This is a genomic window from Kitasatospora sp. NPDC056181 (assembly GCF_042266225.1).
In the GTDB taxonomy this organism is placed as follows: Bacteria; Actinomycetota; Actinomycetes; order Streptomycetales; family Streptomycetaceae; genus Kitasatospora.
In genome coordinates this window covers 1-16,770 of sequence record NZ_JBHJUK010000171.1, presented here as the reverse complement: position 1 = coordinate 16,770, position 16,770 = coordinate 1, and the positions used below count along the sequence as shown (strand labels likewise).

Sequence of the window (16,770 nt, the reverse complement as noted above, 5' to 3'; positions counted from 1 at the left end):
GGCCCCCCGGCCGGACGGGGCCGCTCCGCGCCGGGGGGCCCCCCCCGGGAATCCGCCGTGGCGGCCCCGGGTACCGCGGGGGCCCCCATTCGCCGTCTGCCGACTAGCTGAACGAGTCGCCGCAGGCGCAGGAGCCGGTGGCGTTCGGGTTGTCGATCGTGAAGCCCTGCTTCTCGATGGTGTCCACGAAGTCGACGGTGGCGCCACCGAGGTACGGGGCGCTCATCCGGTCGGTGACGACCTTCACACCGTCGAAGTCCTTGATCACGTCGCCGTCGAGCGAACGCTCGTCGAAGAACAGCTGGTAACGCAGGCCCGAGCAGCCACCGGGCTGGACGGCGACGCGCAGAGCGAGGTCTTCGCGGCCCTCCTGCTCCAGCAGGCCCTTGACCTTGGCCGCGGCGGCATCGGTAAGGAGGATGCCACTCTCGACGGTGGTCTCGTCCTGGACGGTCATCTGCTTTCTCCCGGTCTTGACGACGGTCTGCCGCCAGTGCCAACCGACGGCCGTCCGGTTTCATTTCCGGACGGCGTTGTGTTTCGGCGGTCTTCTGCGGCGGAATTTCCGTGGGCCGGGTGTACCACCCGCTCCCCTACGCTCCCCATGCTCGCACAACCGGCGCGGGTCGGGCACCGCCGCGGCCCGCCGATCCGGACGAACCGGCCTCGCGCGGGCCCCTCGGCGGCCAGGATGGAGGGCATGATCCTGCGACAGGTCAGGGACTCCGCCGCCGACGCGGAGGCCGTCCAGCTCATCGCCCGCGACGCGTTCGCCTCGCTCCCCGACGCCCGGCCCCCCGCCGGTCCGCCCCGGCCGCCCGTCTACCAGCTGGCCCGCACGAGGCACCTGGCGCGCACCGACCCGCAGGGCTGCTGGCTGGCCGAGCTGGACGGCGAGCCGGTCGGCGCGGTGCTCTCGCTGCGCCGTGAGGGCACCTGGGTGCTGGCGCTGCTCGTGGTGCTGCCCCAGGTGCAGGGCAAGGGCGTCGGACGGCTGCTGCTGGAGCGGGCCACCGCGTACGGGCGGGGGTGCCTGCGCGGGATGCTCTGCGCCTCGCCGTCGCCCGCGGCCGTCCGCCGCTACCGGCTGGCCGGGTTCACCCTGTACCCGGCGATGCAGCTGACCGGGCAGGTGGTCCGGGCCGGGCTGGTCGATCCGGGGGACATCCCGGTCCACCCGGGCAACGCCACCCACCGGCACCTGCTGGACTCGGTGGACCGGCGGCTGCGCGGCGCCGCGCACGGGCCGGACCACGAGCTGATGCTCGCCCACTGCGAGGAGCTGCTGATCGCGGACGCGCTGGCCGGCAGCGGCTACTGCTACCGCGACGGCGGGGAGGTGAAGCTGCTGGCCGCCACCTCCAAGCGGATCGCCGCCCGGCTGCTGCGCGAGGCGCTGGCCCGGGTCCCGGAGGGCACGCAGGCACGGGTGGAGGCCCTGACCGCGGAGCAGGAGTGGGCGCTGGACGTCGGGCTGGAGGTCGGCCTGACCGTGGAGACCCGCGGCTACCTGGGACTGCGCGGGATGCGCCCGCCCACGCCGTACGTGCCGAACGGCGGGCTGCTGTAGGAACGGCGGAGGACCCCGCCGGGCGGTTCCGGCGGGGTCCTCGGCGTACCGGTCACACCATGGTGTCGAGGATCTCCCTGACCATCTCCATGGTGGTGCCCGGGTGCAGGAAGGCGAAGCGGGCGACCGTCTCGCCGTCCCAGCCGGTCGGGGTGACGAAGCCGATCTGGTCCGCGAGCAGCTGCTGCGACCAGCGGTAGTAGTCCTCGTTGGTCCAGCCGGTGCGCTTGAAGCAGACCGCGGAGAGCTGCGGGTCGAACAGCAGCTCCAGGTGCTCGGTGTCGCGGATCAGCTGCGCGGTGTCGCGGGCCAGCTGGAGGCCGGTCTCGATGGCGTCGGTGTACGCCTGGGTGCCGTGCACGGCCAGCGAGAACCAGAGCGGCAGGCCGCGGGCGCGCCGGGTCAGGTGGTAGGCGTAGTCGGTGGGGTTCCACTCGTCGCCCTCGGTGTGCAGCACGTCCAGGTAGGAGGCGTCCTGGGTGTGCACGGCGCGGGCCAGCTGGGGGTTGCGGTAGACCAGCGCGGCGCAGTCGAACGGGGCGAACAGCCACTTGTGCGGGTCCACCACGAACGAGTCGGCGTGCTCGATGCCGTTGTAGCGCTCGCGCACCGAGGGGGCGAAGAGGCCGGCGCCGCCGTAGGCGCCGTCCACGTGGAACCACAGGTCGCGCTCGCGGGCGACCTCGGAGAGGCCCTGGAGGTCGTCGACGATGCCCTCGTTGGTGGTGCCGGCGGTGCCGACGACGGCGATCACCGTCTCCGGGTGGGGATCGGCGGCCAGGGCGGCGCGCAGCGCCTCGCCGGTGAACCGGCGGTCGACGGTCGGGACCTTGAAGGCCTCGACGCCGATGATGTTGAAGGTGTTCTTGACCGAGGAGTGCACCTGGTCGGCGACGGCTATCCGCAGCCGGGCCTCCGGGCCGACGCCGAGCCTGCGGCGGGCGGTGTCGCGGGCGACGACGAGCGCGGAGAGGTTGCCGGCCGAGCCGCCGGAGACGAAGGTGCCGCCGGCCGAGGCGGGCAGGCCGGCGCGGTCCGCGATCAGGCGCAGCACCTGGTTCTCGGCGGCGATGGCGCCGGCCGCCTCCAGCCAGGAGATGCCCTGGAGCGAGGCGCAGGAGACGACCATGTCGAAGAGGAGCGCGGCCTTGGTGGGGGCGCACGGGATGAACGACAGGTAGCGCGGGCTGTCGGCGGAGATCACCGCGCGGGACAGCTCGTGGTCGTAGAGCTTCAGAACGTCGGCCGGGTTGTTGCCGTCCGGGTTGAGCAGGCCGGCCAGCTGGGCGCGCAGGTGCTCGCCGTCACCGGGGTGGTCGAGCGGGACGGGGTCGTACTGCAGCCGCTCCCGCATGTAGTCGAATACCAGGTCGACCAGCTCGTTGTCGGGCCGGTGCATGCGGTCGGGGGCTGCGGACACGGGGGTCCCTCTCGGCTGTGGGGTGTCGGGGGGAGGACCGGCGGCGCGGGGCGTCTCACCGCGTTGCCGGACCTCATCAGCCTAGGCAGCGGGGGGCCGGCGCCGCGCGTCGGAACGCGGCCGGCGAGGCAGGATTCGGGCGTCTTCGGCCCGGTCCGCGCAGGAATCCTGCGCCTGCCCCGGCCGGGCCCCGTGATCGGGCCCGGTGGAGCCCGTCGACCGGGTTGGGCCCTCCGGGCGATCAGCCGATGAGCTGGGAGAGGACGACGGACGAGCGGCTGCGCTGGACGCCGGGCTCCTTGCGGATCCGCTCGATCACCGCCTGGAGGTGGTGCATGTCGGTGGCGCGCAGGTGGACCAGGGCGTCCGGGTCCCCGGTGACCGTCCAGGCGGCCACCACCTCGGGGAACTGCCGCAGGCTGGCCAGGATCTCCTCGGGGGCGGTCCGCTCCCGGCAGTAGACCTCGACGAAGGCCTCGGTCTGCCAGCCGAGCACGGACGGGTCGAGGACGACGGTGAAGCCGCGGACCACCCCGCGCGCCCGCAGCCGGTCGATCCGGCGGCGGACGGCGGTGGCGGAGAGGTTCACCTGGAGGCCGATCTCGGCGTAGGAGGCGCGGCCGTCGCTGGCCAGCCGGGCGAGCAGCAGACGGTCGGTCTCGTCCAGGTCGGCCCCGACCGTCTCGTGCGCTCGGCTGGTGCTCATCGGTGCGGGGCTCCACGGGTCGTACGGGATCGGCGGGCGGGCAGCGGGGAGGCGGCGGCCGCCGAAACGGTTCGGCTCCATTCTGGCGGATGACAGGACCGAGTCCACCGCTGGCGGATGACGGCCCGGGGTACTGCGCGGGTCACCTGCCCGCCGGGCGCCGCGGCGTCACTCCACGAGCAGGACGATCTTGCCTCGGGTGCGGCCCTCGGCGCTCAGCTCCTGCGCGGACGCGGCCTGGGCGAGCGGGAAGGTGGAGGCGACGGTGACGGTGAGCCGGCCGGCGTCGGCCAGGGCGGCCAGCTCCGCCAGTCCGGCGGCGTCCGGACGGGCCCAGAGGTAGCGGCCGCCGAGCTCCTTCACCCGGTAGTCGGCGACCGAGACGATCCGGCCCGGGTCCGCGACCAGCGCGGCCGAGAGCTCGGCGGCGCCGCCGCCGACCAGGTCGAGGGCGGCGTCCACCCCGTCGGGGGCCAGCGCGCGGACCCGCTCGGCCAGGCCGTCGCCGTACCGCACCGGCTCGGCGCCCAGCCCCCGCAGGTAGTCGTGGTTGCGCTCCCCCGCGGTGCCGATCACCCGGGCCCCGAAGGCCCTGGCGAGCTGGACGGCCAGGTGGCCGACCCCGCCGGCCGCGGCGTGCACCAGCACCGTGTCGCCCGGGCGGATCCGCAGCGCCCTCAGGCCCTGGAGCGCCGTCAGCCCGGCCAGTGGCAGCCCGCCGCTCTGCGTCCAGTCCAGCGCGGCCGGCCTGCGGGCCAGTGTGCGCACGGGCGCGGCGACGAGTTCGGCGTAGGTGCCGTGCTCGGCCCAGTCCTTGCGGACGTAGCCGAAGACCTCGTCCCCGGGGGCGAACTCGGTGACGCCGCCGCCGACCGCCCGGACCACGCCGGCCACGTCCCAGCCCATCACCAGCGGGAAGCGGGCGTCCAGCAGCCCGTCCAGGTGCCCCTCCCGGAGGTGCCGGTCCACCGGATTCACCCCCGCCGCCCGGACCTGCACCAGTACGGAGTCCGGCCCGACCTTCGGGTCCGGCAGCTCGGTGTACTCGACCACCTCGGGGCCGCCGTAACGGCGGATCGCGATTGCCTTCATGTGCCCAGCCTCACCCGGAGGCCCCCGGATATCGATTCGGCCACGCAGGGAAGCGTCCGAACCGGCGAGCGGTTCTCGTCACATCGACAAGACGGCCATCGTCACTGTGACGCTAACCGGTTATCATAGATAGCGTCAGATAGACGAGAAGGCTGCACCGACTGATCGGCCGCACAGAAGGGCACCCGCCCGTGACCACCACCATCACCGAGACCTACGGCGTCGACCCCACCCCGACGCCGCTCGCTCTGCTGCTGCTCGGCCGTGAGGCCGACCCGAACAGCGAGCGTGGCGTCGAGTGCCCCGGCGACCTCCCGGCCGCCTCGGACCCGGACCTCGTCGAGCGCGCACGGGCGGCCAAGGCCGCACTCGGCGACCGCGTCTTCATCCTCGGCCACCACTACCAGCGCGACGAGGTGATCGAGTTCGCCGACGTCACCGGCGACTCCTTCAAGCTCGCCCGCGACGCGGCCGCCCGCCCGGAGGCCGAGTACATCGTCTTCTGCGGCGTGCACTTCATGGCCGAGTCCGCGGACATCCTCACCACCGACGCCCAGCAGGTCGTCCTCCCGGACCTCGCGGCCGGCTGTTCGATGGCCGACATGGCCACCGCCGAGCAGGTCGCCGAGTGCTGGGACGTGCTGACCGACGCCGGCATAGCCGACGTGACCGTCCCGGTCTCGTACATGAACTCCTCCGCCGACATCAAGGCCTTCACCGGCCGGCACGGCGGCACCATCTGCACCTCGTCCAACGCCAAGCGGGCGCTGGAGTGGGCCTTCGAGCAGGGCCAGAAGGTGCTTTTCCTGCCGGACCAGCACCTGGGCCGCAACACCGCGGTGCGCGAGATGGGCTTCTCGCTCGACGACTGCGTGCTCTACAACCCGCACAAGCCGAACGGCGGGCTGACCGCCGAGGAGCTGCGCAACGCCAAGATGATCCTCTGGCGCGGCCACTGCTCGGTGCACGGGCGGTTCTCGCTGGACTCGGTGAACGACGTCCGCGCGCGCATCCCCGGCGTCACCGTGCTGGTGCACCCCGAGTGCCGCCACGAGGTCGTCGCGGCCGCCGACATGGTGGGCTCGACCGAGTACATCATCAAGGCGCTGGACGCCGCCGAGCCCGGCTCCAAGTGGGCCATCGGCACCGAGCTGAACCTCGTCCGCCGGCTGGCCAAGGCGCACCCGGACAAGGAGATCGTCTTCCTGGACCGGGCGGTCTGCTTCTGCTCCACCATGAACCGGATCGACCTGCCGCACCTGGTCTGGGCGCTGGAGTCGCTGGTCGAGGGCCGGGTGCCGAACGTGATCAGCGTCGACCCGGAGACCGAGAAGTACGCCAAGGCGGCGCTGGACCGGATGCTCGCCCTGCCGTAGCCGGCACAGCACGGACGCGAAAGGGCGGGCCCCCTCCGCAGTGGAGGGGGCCCGCCCTTGTCGCGTCTGGCGTCCGGCGCGAGACGGTGGCTACTCCGGGATGCCGGGGATCAGGCCGTCACCCTCGGCCCGCAGCAGCTGCCGGACCTCGTCGATCGTCGCGTCGGCATCCGGGAGGATCAGGTCGGACGGCTCCAGCGAGTCGTCCGCCAGCGGGGTCCCGAACTTCTTGACGGCGCCCAGCAGCTCACCGAGCGCCCGCCTGAAGTGTTCGTCGTCCCCCGACTCCAGTGCGGCGAGGAGCTCCTCGTCCAGCTCGTTGAGCCGGTTCAGATGGGCTTCGCCCACCTCGAACTGGCCCTCCCCCATGACCCTCATGATCATGCCGTGCGTCTCCCTGGTTGGTGGGGTGAAGCTCAGATCACTTGTTGTAGTTGATGCGCGGGGTGTCCTGCTGCGAGGCGTCGTGCGGCTGCGCACCGCCCTGCTCGATCGCCTGCGGGCCGGAGGACGGCGAACCGCCCGTCAGCTCGGCCTTCATCCGGGCCAGCTCCAGCTCGACGTCCGAGCCGCCCGCCACGCGCTCCAGCTCGGCCTCGATGTCGTCCTTGCGGCCGAGCCCGCTGGCGTCGTCGAGCGCGCCGGAGGCCAGCAGCTCGTCGATCGCACCGGCCCGGGCCTGCATCTGCGCGGTCTTGTCCTCGGCCCGCTGGATCGCCAGACCGACGTCGCCCATCTCCTCCGAGATGCCGGAGAACGACTCGGCGATCCGGGTCTGCGCCTGGGCCGCGGTGTAGGTGGCCTTGATGGTCTCCTTCTTGGTGCGGAAGGCGTCCACCTTGGCCTGCAGCCGCTGGGAGGCGAGCGTGAGCTTCTCCTCCTCGGCCTGGAGCTGCTGGTACTGCGTCTCCAGGTCGGTGATCTGGGACTGCATGTTCGCCTTGCGGGTCAGCGCCTCGCGCGCGAGGTCCTCCCGGCCGAGCGAGAGCGCCTTGCGGCCCTGGTCCTCGTACTTCGCGGACTGCTGCTGGAGCTGGGTCAGCTGGAGTTCCAGCCGCTTGCGCGAGGTGGCCACGTCCGCGACACCGCGACGTACCTTCTGCAGCAGTTCGAGCTGCTTCTGGTACGAATAGTCCAGCGTCTCTCGCGGATCCTCCGCCCGGTCCAAGGCCTTGTTCGCCTTGGAGCGGAAGATCAGCCCCATACGCTTCATGATTCCGTCGCTCATGGGCCTCGGGTGCCCCCTTCTCCGGCCTGCGGTCTCTATCTCGTTACCAGACACGACGAGTGTATGTGCAGCGAGCCCTTCGCCGCAGTGCACCTGCCTGCAACAAGACTGCTACAGCGACACCCCCGACTGCCTCATCCCCGGGGTGGATCCGGCCCTCATCCCCTCCACGGTTCCCCGCGGTGATCCCCTACGGGAAGACCCCCGGGAGCCCGGCACCGGCCCGGCCGCACGCGATCGATATGCGTTTGGGTCCAAGGACACCCGAAGAAGCGGTCGCGCACCCCGTACGCTGGTGGTGTGTTCCGACGCCGTTCAGATGATGCCGCCGCCTCCGCCGCTGTGCTGGAGAAGCAGGACGAGACGACCCAGGCCCGCGACCCGCAGGCGAAGAAGGGCCGCCCCACGCCCAAGCGCAGTGAGGCCGAGGCCAACCGGCGTACCCGGGTGACCGTGCCCAAGGACCGCAAGGAGGCCTCCCGGCAGGCGCGCGAGCGCATGCGGGCCGAGCGCGAGAAGCAGCGCACCGCGCTGCTCGAGGGCGACGAGCGCCACCTCCCGGCCCGTGACAAGGGCCCGGTGCGCAAGTTCACCCGCGACTACGTGGACGCCCGCTGGTCGCTCGCCGAGTTCTTCCTCCCCGCCGCGGTGGTCATCCTGGTGCTCAGCATCGTGAAGGTGCCGGCCCTCCAGCTGCTCTCCACCGTGCTGTTCCTGCTCTTCTTCGTGCTGGTGATCCTGGACTTCGTCCGCCTCGGCCTCGGTCTGCGCAAGCAGCTCGGCGAGCGCTTCGCCGGCCAGAACACCCGCGGCGCGGTCGCCTACGGCCTGATGCGCATCCTCCAGATGCGCCGGCTGCGGCTGCCCAAGCCGCAGGTGCGGCGCGGGGAGAAGCCCTGACCGCCGAGCCGGTGGACTCCGGCTGGGCCCCTCCGTCCTGGGAGGGGCCCGGCCTGTACGCGCTTCCGGGCCAGGGGGACGGCGGCCACGACCGGATCGCCCAGGAGCGCCGGCTGCCCTCGCGCAGCGGCTCCTTCGCCGGCGGCACCGGCCCGTGGCTCGACCGCCTCGGCAGCCTGCGCAACCTCGTCCGGCAGGAGCTGGTCGCCCGGCAGCTCGCCGAGCAGCTCACCGGACGCAGCGCCCAGCGCGTCCTCGACATCGGCTGCGGCCAGGGCACCCAGGCGCTGCGCCTGGCCCGGGCCGGCCACTACGTCACCGGCATCGACTCCGACCCGGTGGCGCTCGGCGTCGCCCAGGGGGCGCTGGCCGAGGAGCCGCCCGAGGTCCGCGGCAGGCTCCAGCTGCTCAGCGGCGACGGCCACCAGTGCGGGCGCTGGTTCGGGCCCCGCAGCTTCGACGTCGTGCTCTGCCACGGCGTCCTGATGTACCTGCCGGACCCGGATCCCATGATCGCCTCGCTGGCCCGGCTGCTGGCCCCCGGCGGACTGCTCTCCCTGCTCGTCCGCAACCGCGACTCGCTGGCCCTGCGGCCCGCCGCCGCCGACGACTGGCGGGCCGCCCTGCACGCCTTCGAGAGCGACCGCTACTACAACCGGCTGGGGCTGGCCGCCCGCGCCGACCGGATCGCCGACCTCGCCGTCACCCTCTCCGAGGTGTCCGTGCCGCTGCGGCACTGGTACGGCGTCCGGGTCTTCACCGACAACGCGCCCGACGACGCGGCGCCGCCGGTGGACGGGCGGCAGCTGGCCCAGCTGCTGGAGGCCGAGGAACGGGCCGGCCGCACCGACCCGTACCGGCAGGTCGCCGCGCTGCTGCACGTGTTCGGGGCCAAGTAGCCCCGTCGCGCTGCCCCGTCACGGACGGGACCACGCGGACTCAGGCCTCGTGCAGGCTCATCGAGTAGACCTCCCGGCCGTCGTCGAGCAGGACCGCGGTGTCCACCCCGCCCTCGGCCAGCTCCTTCCAGGACTCCCCGATCCAGGTCTCGGCGTCCCCCTGGCCGGCGAACTCCTCCTCCTGGCCACCGGCCGGGGCCACCACGGTGCCGTCCGCCTTCTCGTACCGCCACGTCCACACCATGCCCGGCTCCTCCTGTGTGCTGCCCTGCCCGGTAAGACCCTGTGTGCTGCGCACCTTAGCCTGCCCGGTGGGATCTTCCGTATGCCTCGTCCGGCAGGATGAGCGGCATGGCAACCGATCCCGCACTCCCCCGCACGCTGGTCCTCGGCGGTGCGCGCTCCGGCAAGTCCACCACGGCCGAGCGGCTGCTCGCCCGGTACGAGGACGTGCTGTACGTGGCCACCAGCGGCACCCGGGACGGCGACAGCGACTGGGCGCAGCGGGTCGCCCTGCACCGCGACCGGCGCCCGGCGGGCTGGCGCACCGCCGAGACCTGCGCGCTGGAGGCCGTCCTGGCCGACGACGCCGACCCGGCACCGGTGCTGATCGACTGCCTGGCGCTCTGGCTGACCGCCGTGATGGACGAGTGCGGTGCCTGGGACGACGCGGTGTGGACGGACGGCGGCGAGGCGGCGGTGCAGGCCCGCTGCGAGGCGCTCGCCGCCGCGTGGGCCGGGACGGGCCGTCAGGTGATCGCGGTCAGCAACGAGGTCGGCATGGGCGTCGTCCCGGCGACCGCCGCCGGGCGTCGCTTCCGGGACACGCTCGGAAGGCTGAACATGGCCGTGGCGGACGCCTCGGAGCGTGTGCTGCTGGTCGTGGCGGGGCAAGCCCTGACCATCAAATCGGTTGGCGTGTAGCCTTCCGAGCGGTGACTCCTCCGCCTCGGTGATGAGGCGGTTTCTCACTCGACCGCTTGCGCAGTCCCATGACGGCCAAGCCCTGACCGCTGCCTGGGGCAGACCTCGAATGTACGCCGCGCCCCGCGGTGTGAGCGAGAAACGGACAAATGGACACGACCGTGGATCTCGACACGTTCTCCTCGCTCGTCGAGCGCCCCGACGAGAGCGCCCGGCGGGCCGCCGAGGAGCGCTGGCGCACACTGGACCGGCCGCGCGGCGGGCTCGGCCGGCTGGAGGAGCTCGGCAGCTGGCTGTCGTCCGTTCAGGGGCGTTCCCCGGTGCAGCCGCTGTCGGCGCCCAAGGTGCTGCTGTTCGCCGCCGACCACGGGGTGGCGGCCCTCGGCGTGTCCCGGCTGCCCGCCCAGGGCGGCACGGCCGCCCGGGTCCGGGCGGTCCTGGACGGCACCGCGCCGGTCGCGCTGCTCGCCCGGCGCTTCGGCGCCGGGGTGCGGGTGGTGGACGTCGCGGTGGACGCGGACCCGTCCGACTTCCCCGACGAGGTGGTCGCGCACCGCGTGCGGCGCGGCTCCGGCCGGATCGACCGCGAGGACGCGCTGACCCCGGAGGAGACCGTCAAGGCCTTCCGCGCCGGGATGGCCGTCGCCGACGAGGAGGCCGACGCCGGCACCGACCTGGTGGTGCTGGGCGACCTCGGGGTCGGCTCGACCACGGTGGCCGCGGTGCTGGTCGGCGCGCTCTGCGGAACGGACGCGGCCGCGGTGACCGGGCGCGGCTCGGGCATCGACGACAAGGTGTGGATGGTCAAGTGCGCGACCATCAGGGACTCGCTGCGGCGGGCCCGGCCGGTGCTCGGCGACCAGCTGGCGCTGCTCGGCGCCACCGGCGGGGCCGACTTCGCGGCGATCACCGGCTTCCTGCTCCAGGCCGCGGTCCGCAGGCTGCCGGTCGTCCTGGACGGAGTGGTCTCCTCGGCCTGCGCGCTGGTCGCCCAGCGGATCGCGTTCCGGGCGCCCGAGTGGTGGCGGGCCGGGCAGTCCAGCGGCGAGCCGGCCCAGGCGAAGGCCTACGACCGGCTCACCCTGACGCCGCTCCAGGAGCAGGGAATCACCATGGGCGAGGGCGTCGGCGCGCTGATGGCGCTGCCGCTGCTCCAGGCCGCGGCGGACTCCCTGGCCGAGCACAAGCCCGCGCCGACCGCGGCGCCGGTGCCGAAGGAGCAGCCGAAGCTGCCGTCCGCGGCGGAGCTGTTGGGCCGGGTGTAGCGCAGGCCCGACGGGGTGCCCGGGCGGGCCCCCGGGCCGGGCAACGGCGGCAACCCGGCAGTACACGGTGCCCGTGCCCTGACGGGCACCTCGGTGATCAGGACGAAGGAGCGGCGGGTGCAGGAGGGGCCTTCGACCGTGCCCGCGTCCTGGGCGGACGGGCTGCGCTTCGGGTTCGGGACGCTGTCCGTGCTGCGGGTGCGGGTCGAGCGGTGGGACCGGGCGGCGGCGGGGCGGGCGATGACGGCCGCACCGGTGGTCGGGCTGGTGCTCGGCGCGGTGGCGGCGGGCGTGGGGGCGCTGGTCGCGTGGCGTGCGGGCGGACTGCTCGGCGCGGTGGCCGCGGCCGGGGCACTGGCCGCGCTGACCCGGGGGCTGCACCTGGACGGACTGGCCGACGTCGCCGACGGCCTGGGCAGCGGCAAGCCGGCCGAGGACGCGCTGCGCATCATGAAGCAGTCGGACATCGGGCCGTTCGGCGTGCTGACCCTGGTCCTCGTGCTGCTGGCCCAGATCGCCGCGCTGGCCGGGCAGTTCGACGGCTCGGTGCTGCGCGGAGCGCTCGCGGTGCTGGCCTCGGCGACGGCCGCGCGGTGCGCGCTCGCCTGGGGGTGCCTGCGGTCGGTGCCGGCCGCCCGGCCCGGCGGGCTCGGGGCGGTGGTCGCGGGCACCGTACCGCCCGCCGCGGCGGTCGCGGCCACGGCAGGGTCGATGCTGCTGACGGCCGCCCTCGGCTGGGCGGACGGATGGTCAGCTCTGCGTCTCCCGCTGGCCGTTGCGGCCGGACTCGGATGCGCCTGGCTGCTGCTCCGGCGCTGCGTCCGGCGGCTGGACGGGATCACCGGGGACGTCCTCGGCGCGATGGCGGAGACCGCCGCGACCGGCACTCTGGTGACGCTCGCCCTGCTGGGCTGACGCACACCGACGGTACCCGTACCGAACGGTGGGACACCGGGCGGCGCGTGATCCCAGCATGCGGACTACCATGCGTGGAGCACCGCAGCCCTGCACCGTCGCAGGTCCTGCCCGGCCGACGCGCGTCGAGGAGCCGGGGCTTCTGATGTGTGCGGCCGCCGCGACCGGCGGGCGCACGCGCCAGGGGCCCCGGACCCGGCCCGCCCGGCCGGGCGGCCCGCCGCGCCGGCGTCGGCTGCACCGGTGCGGCAGCCACGCCGCGACCGGTCGTGACCGCGAAAGAACAGGACGCATTACGTGACTGCATTGTCTGTGAGCACCTCCTCCGCCGCCTCGCTGCGCGCGGACGCCCTGGTGATCGGTGTCGCGAAGGGCCCCAAGGGCATTGTGCTGGCCCCCGGCGCCGAGGCCGTGAGCGAGGCGTTCGACGGCAAGCTGGCCGAGGTCCTCACCACCCTGGGCGCGACCGGCGCCGAGGGCGAGACCGTCAAGGTGCCCTCCGCCGCCGGCCTGAAGGCCGCGCTCGTCCTCGCGGTCGGCCTCGGCGAGGCCGCCGACGCCGGCTACGAGCTGGAGGCGCTGCGCCGCGCCGCCGGTGTCGCCGCCCGCGCCCTGGCCGGCAGCAAGAAGGCCGCGCTGGCGCTGCCGGCCGAGTCCGCCGACGAGATCGAGGCGGTCGCACTGGGCGGCCTGCTCGGCTCGTACGCCTTCGGCACCTACAAGGGCAACGGCAACGGCAAGGAGCCGGTCGGCGAGCTGGTCCTGCTCGCCGCCCGCAAGGGCAGCAAGGAGGCCAAGGCCGCCGTCGAGCGCGCCCTGGTCGTCGGCGAGGAGATGAACCGGGCCCGCGACCTGGTCAACACCGCCCCGAACGACCTGAACCCGAAGGGCTTCGCCGCGATCGCCCAGGCGGCCGGCAAGGAGCACGGCCTCAAGGTCGAGGTGCTGGACGAGAAGGCGCTCCTCAAGGGCGGCTTCGGCGGCCTGCTGGGCGTCGGCAACGGCTCGGCGAACCCGCCGCGGCTGGTGAAGGTGGCCTACACCCACCCGAAGGCCAAGGCCAGCCTGGCGTTCGTCGGCAAGGGCATCACCTACGACTCGGGCGGCATCTCGCTGAAGCCGGCCGGCCACAACGAGACCATGAAGTGCGACATGGCCGGCGCCGCCGCCGTGTTCGCCGCCGTGGTCGCCGCCAAGCGGCTCGGCCTGGTCGTCAACGTCACCGCCTGGCTGGCGCTGGCGGAGAACATGCCGTCCGGCTCGGCCACCCGCCCGGGTGACGTGCTGCGGATGTACGGCGGCAAGACCGTCGAGGTGCTGAACACCGACGCCGAGGGCCGTCTGGTGCTGGCCGACGCCATCGTGCGGGCCGGCGAGGAGAACCCGGACGTGATCGTCGACGTCGCGACGCTGACCGGCGCGATGATGATGGCGCTGGGCAGCCGCACCTTCGGCGTGATGGCCAACAACGACGAGCTGCGCGAGACGCTGCACACCGTCGCGGGCGAGACCGGCGAGCAGTCCTGGCCGATGCCGCTGCCGGCCGAGCTGCGCAAGGGCATGACCGAGTCGACCATCGCCGACCTGGCCAACATGGGCGACCGGATGGGCGGCGGCCTGGTGGCCGGCCTGTTCCTGAAGGAGTTCGTGGCCGAGGGCATCGACTGGGCCCACCTGGACATCGCCGGCCCGGCCTTCCACGAGGGCGCGCCGTTCGGCTACACCCCCAAGGGCGGCACCGCGAGCGCGGTGCGCACCCTGGTCCGCTTCGCCGAGCAGACCGCTGCGGGCGGCAAGGCCTGATCCGGGATCCGGAACGGACGGACGGGGCCCGGCGCGTGTGTGCGCCGGGCCCCGTCCTCGTTCCCGGGCGTCCGGCCGGCGCCTCCGGCCGGACGCCACCGGACACCCGCGGCCCTGTTACCTGCGAGTAAGGAACGGAGCCCCGCCCCGCACCCTTGTTCGCTGCGGGCGAAACTTTGTTCCACTGTGCGGAACCAGCCTGCCCGAAGCCCGTCGCGAGCACCCTTGGCGCCGCTGTCAACCCCGCCCTGAGCTGCGACGATGCCCTTCGGTCGGGGGTGTTCCCGCCCCGGTGACCACCCTGTGGGACACCCCCGGGGTGGACCCGGACATCAGCCGCCTTGAACAAGTGCGAAGATGTATTTCCGGCACGACTGGGCGCCCCACAAAGGCTTCCGACCCACCGGACCGCGACCGGCCCGGCGACCCACCCCATTGCATGGAGGACGTGACGTGGCGAACGACGCCAGCACCGTTTTCGACGTAGTCATTCTCGGAGGCGGAAGCGGCGGTTACGCCGCGGCGCTCCGCGCCGCTCAGCTGGGCCTGAGCGTCGCCCTGATCGAGAAGGGTGAGCTGGGCGGCACCTGCCTCCACCGCGGCTGCATCCCGACCAAGGCGCTGCTGCACGCCGCCGAGATCGCGGACGAGACGAAGGAGGCCGCCGAGTTCGGCGTTCTGGCCACCTTCCAGGGCATCGACATCAACGGCGTCCACAAGTACAAGGACGACGTCATCGCCGGCCTGTACAAGGGCCTGCAGGGCCTGGTGGCCTCCCGCAAGGTGACCTTCATCCAGGGCGAGGGCAAGCTCTCCTCGCAGACCTCGGTGGACGTCAACGGCCAGCGCATCGAGGGCCGCCACATCGTCCTGGCGACCGGCTCGGTTCCGCGCTCGATCCCGGGCCTGGAGATCGACGGCGACCGCGTGATCTCCTCGGACCACGCCCTCAAGCTCGGCTTCATCCCGAAGTCGGCCGTCATCCTCGGCGGCGGCGTGATCGGCGTCGAGTTCGCCTCGGTCTGGAAGTCCTTCGGCGTCGAGGTCACCATCGTCGAGGCGCTGCCGCACCTCGTCCCGCTGGAGGACGAGAACTCCTCCAAGCTGCTGGAGCGCGCGTTCCGCAAGCGCGGCATCAAGTTCGAGCTGAAGGCCCGCTTCTCGGGCGTCGAGTACACCGAGACCGGTGTCCGCGTCTCCACCGAGAACGGCAAGCAGATCGACGCCGACCTGCTGCTCGTCGCCATCGGCCGCGGCCCGGTCTCGGCCGGCCTCGGCTACGAGGAGAACGGCGTCGCGATGGACCGCGGCTACGTGCTGGTCGACGAGTACATGCGCACCAACGTGCCCACCATCTCCGCCGTCGGCGACCTCGCCCCGACCCTGCAGCTGGCCCACGTCGGCTTCGCCGAGGGCATCCTGGTCGCCGAGCGCCTGGCCGGCCTCAAGCCGGTGCCGATCGACTACGACGGCGTCCCGCGCGTGACCTACTCCAACCCCGAGGTCGCCTCCGTCGGCATCTCCGAGGCGAAGGCCGTCGAGCTGTACGGCAAGGAGAAGGTCGTCACCCTCAAGTACAACCTGGCCGGCAACGGCAAGAGCAAGATCCTGAAGACCGCCGGCGAGATCAAGCTCGTCCAGGTCAAGGACGGCGCCGTGGTCGGCGTCCACATGGTCGGCGCCCGCATGGGCGAGCAGGTCGGCGAAGCCCAGCTGATCTACAACTGGGAGGCGCTGCCCGCCGAGGTCGCGCAGCTCATCCACGCGCACCCGACCCAGTCCGAGGCCCTGGGCGAGGCGCACCTGGCGCTGGCCGGCAAGCCGCTGCACGCGCACGACTGATCGCGCCCCACCTTCCCCCATTCCAGTACGCAAGACTTGATAGGAGTCGCTGAAACCATGGCGGTCTCAGTAACACTGCCCGCGCTGGGCGAGAGCGTTTCCGAGGGCACCGTCACCCGTTGGCTGAAGGCCGAGGGTGAGCGCGTGGAGGTCGACGAGCCGCTGCTCGAGGTCTCCACCGACAAGGTCGACACCGAGATCCCGGCCCCGGCCTCGGGCATCCTGGCCTCGATCAAGGTCGGCGAGGACGAGACCGTCGAGGTGGGCGCCGAGCTGGCGGTCATCGACGACGGCTCGGGCGCCCCGGTCGCCGCTCCGGCCCCGGCCGTCGAGGCCGCCCCGGCCCCGGCCGCCGCCCCGGCCCCGGTCGTGGAGGCGCCCGTCGCCGCCGCCCCGGTCGCCGAGGCCCCGGCCGCTCCGGCTGCCGCCCCGGCCGGCGACGCCACCCCGGTGCTGCTGCCCGCGCTCGGCGAGTCCGTCACCGAGGGCACCGTCACCCGCTGGCTGAAGGCCGAGGGTGACACCGTCGAGGTCGACGAGCCGCTGCTCGAGGTCTCCACCGACAAGGTCGACACCGAGATCCCGTCGCCGGTCGCGGGCACCGTGGTGAAGATCCTGGTCGGCGAGGACGAGACCGCCGAGGTCGGCGCCCAGCTCGCGCTGATCGGCGCCGCGGGCGCCGTCGTGGCCGCTCCGGCCCCGGTCGCCGCCCCGGCTCCGGCCGCCCCGGCCGCTCCCGCCCCGGCTCCGGCTCCGGTCGCCCCGGCCGCCCCGGTGGCCGCTCCGGCTCCGGTCGCCCCGGCCGCCCCGGTGGCCGCTCCGGCTCCGGT

At 73.3% G+C, this 16,770-nt stretch carries 17 protein-coding genes; 10 read left to right on the top strand and 7 right to left on the bottom strand.

Annotated features, from left to right (window positions below; genetic code table 11):
- Positions 1–103: 103 nt before the first annotated feature.
- Entirely contained in the window at positions 104–457 is a 354-nt protein-coding gene (erpA, locus tag ACFC1F_RS37940; protein ID WP_209411899.1) for an iron-sulfur cluster insertion protein ErpA, read from the bottom strand.
- Between the two features lie 243 nt (positions 458–700).
- Between erpA and ACFC1F_RS37935 the strand changes: the two genes are divergently transcribed.
- Positions 701–1,570 carry a GNAT family N-acetyltransferase gene (locus ACFC1F_RS37935; RefSeq protein WP_376165474.1) on the top strand — a complete coding sequence of 290 codons (870 nt, stop codon included), beginning with the start codon at positions 701–703 and terminating at the stop codon, positions 1,568–1,570.
- A 52-nt stretch (positions 1,571–1,622) separates the two neighbouring features.
- Here the strand turns inward: ACFC1F_RS37935 and ACFC1F_RS37930 are convergent, their stop codons facing one another.
- From ACFC1F_RS37930 to ACFC1F_RS37920, 3 genes are all read right to left on the bottom strand, one after another.
- Positions 1,623–2,990: a pyridoxal phosphate-dependent decarboxylase family protein gene (locus ACFC1F_RS37930; protein ID WP_376165472.1), complete on the bottom strand. Its 1,368-nt coding sequence runs from the start codon at positions 2,988–2,990 to the stop codon at positions 1,623–1,625.
- A gap of 241 nt (positions 2,991–3,231) precedes the next feature.
- A complete protein-coding gene (locus ACFC1F_RS37925; protein ID WP_148645460.1) occupies positions 3,232–3,696 on the bottom strand; it encodes an Lrp/AsnC family transcriptional regulator in 465 nt (154 codons plus the stop codon).
- A gap of 168 nt (positions 3,697–3,864) precedes the next feature.
- Positions 3,865–4,788 (bottom strand): NADP-dependent oxidoreductase, encoded by a 924-nt coding sequence (locus ACFC1F_RS37920; protein WP_376165470.1) that lies wholly within the window; start codon positions 4,786–4,788, stop codon positions 3,865–3,867.
- 191 nt (positions 4,789–4,979) lie between these two features.
- Between ACFC1F_RS37920 and nadA the strand changes: the two genes are divergently transcribed.
- The gene (nadA, locus tag ACFC1F_RS37915; RefSeq protein ID WP_374105992.1) at positions 4,980–6,164 is read left to right on the top strand and encodes a quinolinate synthase NadA; all 1,185 of its coding nucleotides are present in this window, start codon (positions 4,980–4,982) and stop codon (positions 6,162–6,164) included.
- A 90-nt stretch (positions 6,165–6,254) separates the two neighbouring features.
- On the opposite strand, the gene ACFC1F_RS37910 is transcribed toward nadA, so the two are convergent.
- Together ACFC1F_RS37910 and ACFC1F_RS37905 are read right to left on the bottom strand one after the other, a co-directional pair.
- Entirely contained in the window at positions 6,255–6,548 is a 294-nt protein-coding gene (locus tag ACFC1F_RS37910) for a hypothetical protein (protein ID WP_148645458.1), read from the bottom strand.
- Between the two features lie 37 nt (positions 6,549–6,585).
- Positions 6,586–7,392, bottom strand: coding sequence for a PspA/IM30 family protein (locus ACFC1F_RS37905; RefSeq protein WP_209411895.1), 807 nt, complete (start codon positions 7,390–7,392; stop codon positions 6,586–6,588).
- Between the two features lie 300 nt (positions 7,393–7,692).
- On the opposite strand from ACFC1F_RS37905, the gene ACFC1F_RS37900 reads away from it, so the two are divergent.
- Both ACFC1F_RS37900 and ACFC1F_RS37895 read left to right on the top strand, forming a co-directional pair.
- Positions 7,693–8,292 (top strand): DUF3043 domain-containing protein, encoded by a 600-nt coding sequence (locus ACFC1F_RS37900; protein WP_148645456.1) that lies wholly within the window; start codon positions 7,693–7,695, stop codon positions 8,290–8,292.
- A gap of 113 nt (positions 8,293–8,405) precedes the next feature.
- Entirely contained in the window at positions 8,406–9,191 is a 786-nt protein-coding gene (locus tag ACFC1F_RS37895; protein WP_374106009.1) for a methyltransferase domain-containing protein, read from the top strand.
- Between the two features lie 40 nt (positions 9,192–9,231).
- Here the strand turns inward: ACFC1F_RS37895 and ACFC1F_RS37890 are convergent, their stop codons facing one another.
- The gene (locus tag ACFC1F_RS37890) at positions 9,232–9,435 is read right to left on the bottom strand and encodes a hypothetical protein (RefSeq protein ID WP_148645455.1); all 204 of its coding nucleotides are present in this window, start codon (positions 9,433–9,435) and stop codon (positions 9,232–9,234) included.
- A gap of 107 nt (positions 9,436–9,542) precedes the next feature.
- Between ACFC1F_RS37890 and cobU the strand changes: the two genes are divergently transcribed.
- The 6 genes from cobU to ACFC1F_RS37860 all read left to right on the top strand — a co-directional run.
- Positions 9,543–10,115 carry a bifunctional adenosylcobinamide kinase/adenosylcobinamide-phosphate guanylyltransferase gene (cobU, locus tag ACFC1F_RS37885; RefSeq protein ID WP_209411893.1) on the top strand — a complete coding sequence of 191 codons (573 nt, stop codon included), beginning with the start codon at positions 9,543–9,545 and terminating at the stop codon, positions 10,113–10,115.
- Between the two features lie 149 nt (positions 10,116–10,264).
- Positions 10,265–11,380: a nicotinate-nucleotide--dimethylbenzimidazole phosphoribosyltransferase gene (gene cobT / locus ACFC1F_RS37880; RefSeq protein ID WP_376165466.1), complete on the top strand. Its 1,116-nt coding sequence runs from the start codon at positions 10,265–10,267 to the stop codon at positions 11,378–11,380.
- A 117-nt stretch (positions 11,381–11,497) separates the two neighbouring features.
- A complete protein-coding gene (locus ACFC1F_RS37875) occupies positions 11,498–12,295 on the top strand; it encodes an adenosylcobinamide-GDP ribazoletransferase (protein ID WP_374105990.1) in 798 nt (265 codons plus the stop codon).
- A 297-nt stretch (positions 12,296–12,592) separates the two neighbouring features.
- Positions 12,593–14,098, top strand: a complete 1,506-nt coding sequence (locus tag ACFC1F_RS37870; RefSeq protein WP_376165464.1) for a leucyl aminopeptidase — start codon at positions 12,593–12,595, stop codon at positions 14,096–14,098.
- Between the two features lie 453 nt (positions 14,099–14,551).
- On the top strand, positions 14,552–15,940 hold the full coding sequence (lpdA, locus tag ACFC1F_RS37865; protein ID WP_209411890.1) for a dihydrolipoyl dehydrogenase: 1,389 nt from the start codon (positions 14,552–14,554) through the stop codon (positions 15,938–15,940).
- 57 nt (positions 15,941–15,997) lie between these two features.
- Positions 15,998–16,770, top strand: a 773-nt coding sequence (locus ACFC1F_RS37860) for a biotin/lipoyl-containing protein (protein WP_376165462.1), incomplete at its 3' end; no start/stop codon positions are given.

Excerpts from the sequence above, each read along its gene's own strand:
- ACFC1F_RS37925 (WP_148645460.1), bottom strand. The coding sequence starts at position 3,696 with ATGAGCACCAGCCGAGCGCACGAGACGGTCGGGGCCGACCTGGACGAG.
- ACFC1F_RS37910 (WP_148645458.1), bottom strand. The coding sequence starts at position 6,548 with ATGATCATGAGGGTCATGGGGGAGGGCCAGTTCGAGGTGGGCGAAGCC.
- ACFC1F_RS37905 (WP_209411895.1), bottom strand. The coding sequence starts at position 7,392 with ATGAGCGACGGAATCATGAAGCGTATGGGGCTGATCTTCCGCTCCAAG.
- cobT (WP_376165466.1), top strand. The coding sequence starts at position 10,265 with ATGGACACGACCGTGGATCTCGACACGTTCTCCTCGCTCGTCGAGCGC.
- ACFC1F_RS37920 (WP_376165470.1), bottom strand. The coding sequence starts at position 4,788 with ATGAAGGCAATCGCGATCCGCCGTTACGGCGGCCCCGAGGTGGTCGAG.
- cobU (WP_209411893.1), top strand. The coding sequence starts at position 9,543 with ATGGCAACCGATCCCGCACTCCCCCGCACGCTGGTCCTCGGCGGTGCG.
- ACFC1F_RS37890 (WP_148645455.1), bottom strand. The coding sequence starts at position 9,435 with ATGGTGTGGACGTGGCGGTACGAGAAGGCGGACGGCACCGTGGTGGCC.
- erpA (WP_209411899.1), bottom strand. The coding sequence starts at position 457 with ATGACCGTCCAGGACGAGACCACCGTCGAGAGTGGCATCCTCCTTACC.
- ACFC1F_RS37935 (WP_376165474.1), top strand. The coding sequence starts at position 701 with ATGATCCTGCGACAGGTCAGGGACTCCGCCGCCGACGCGGAGGCCGTC.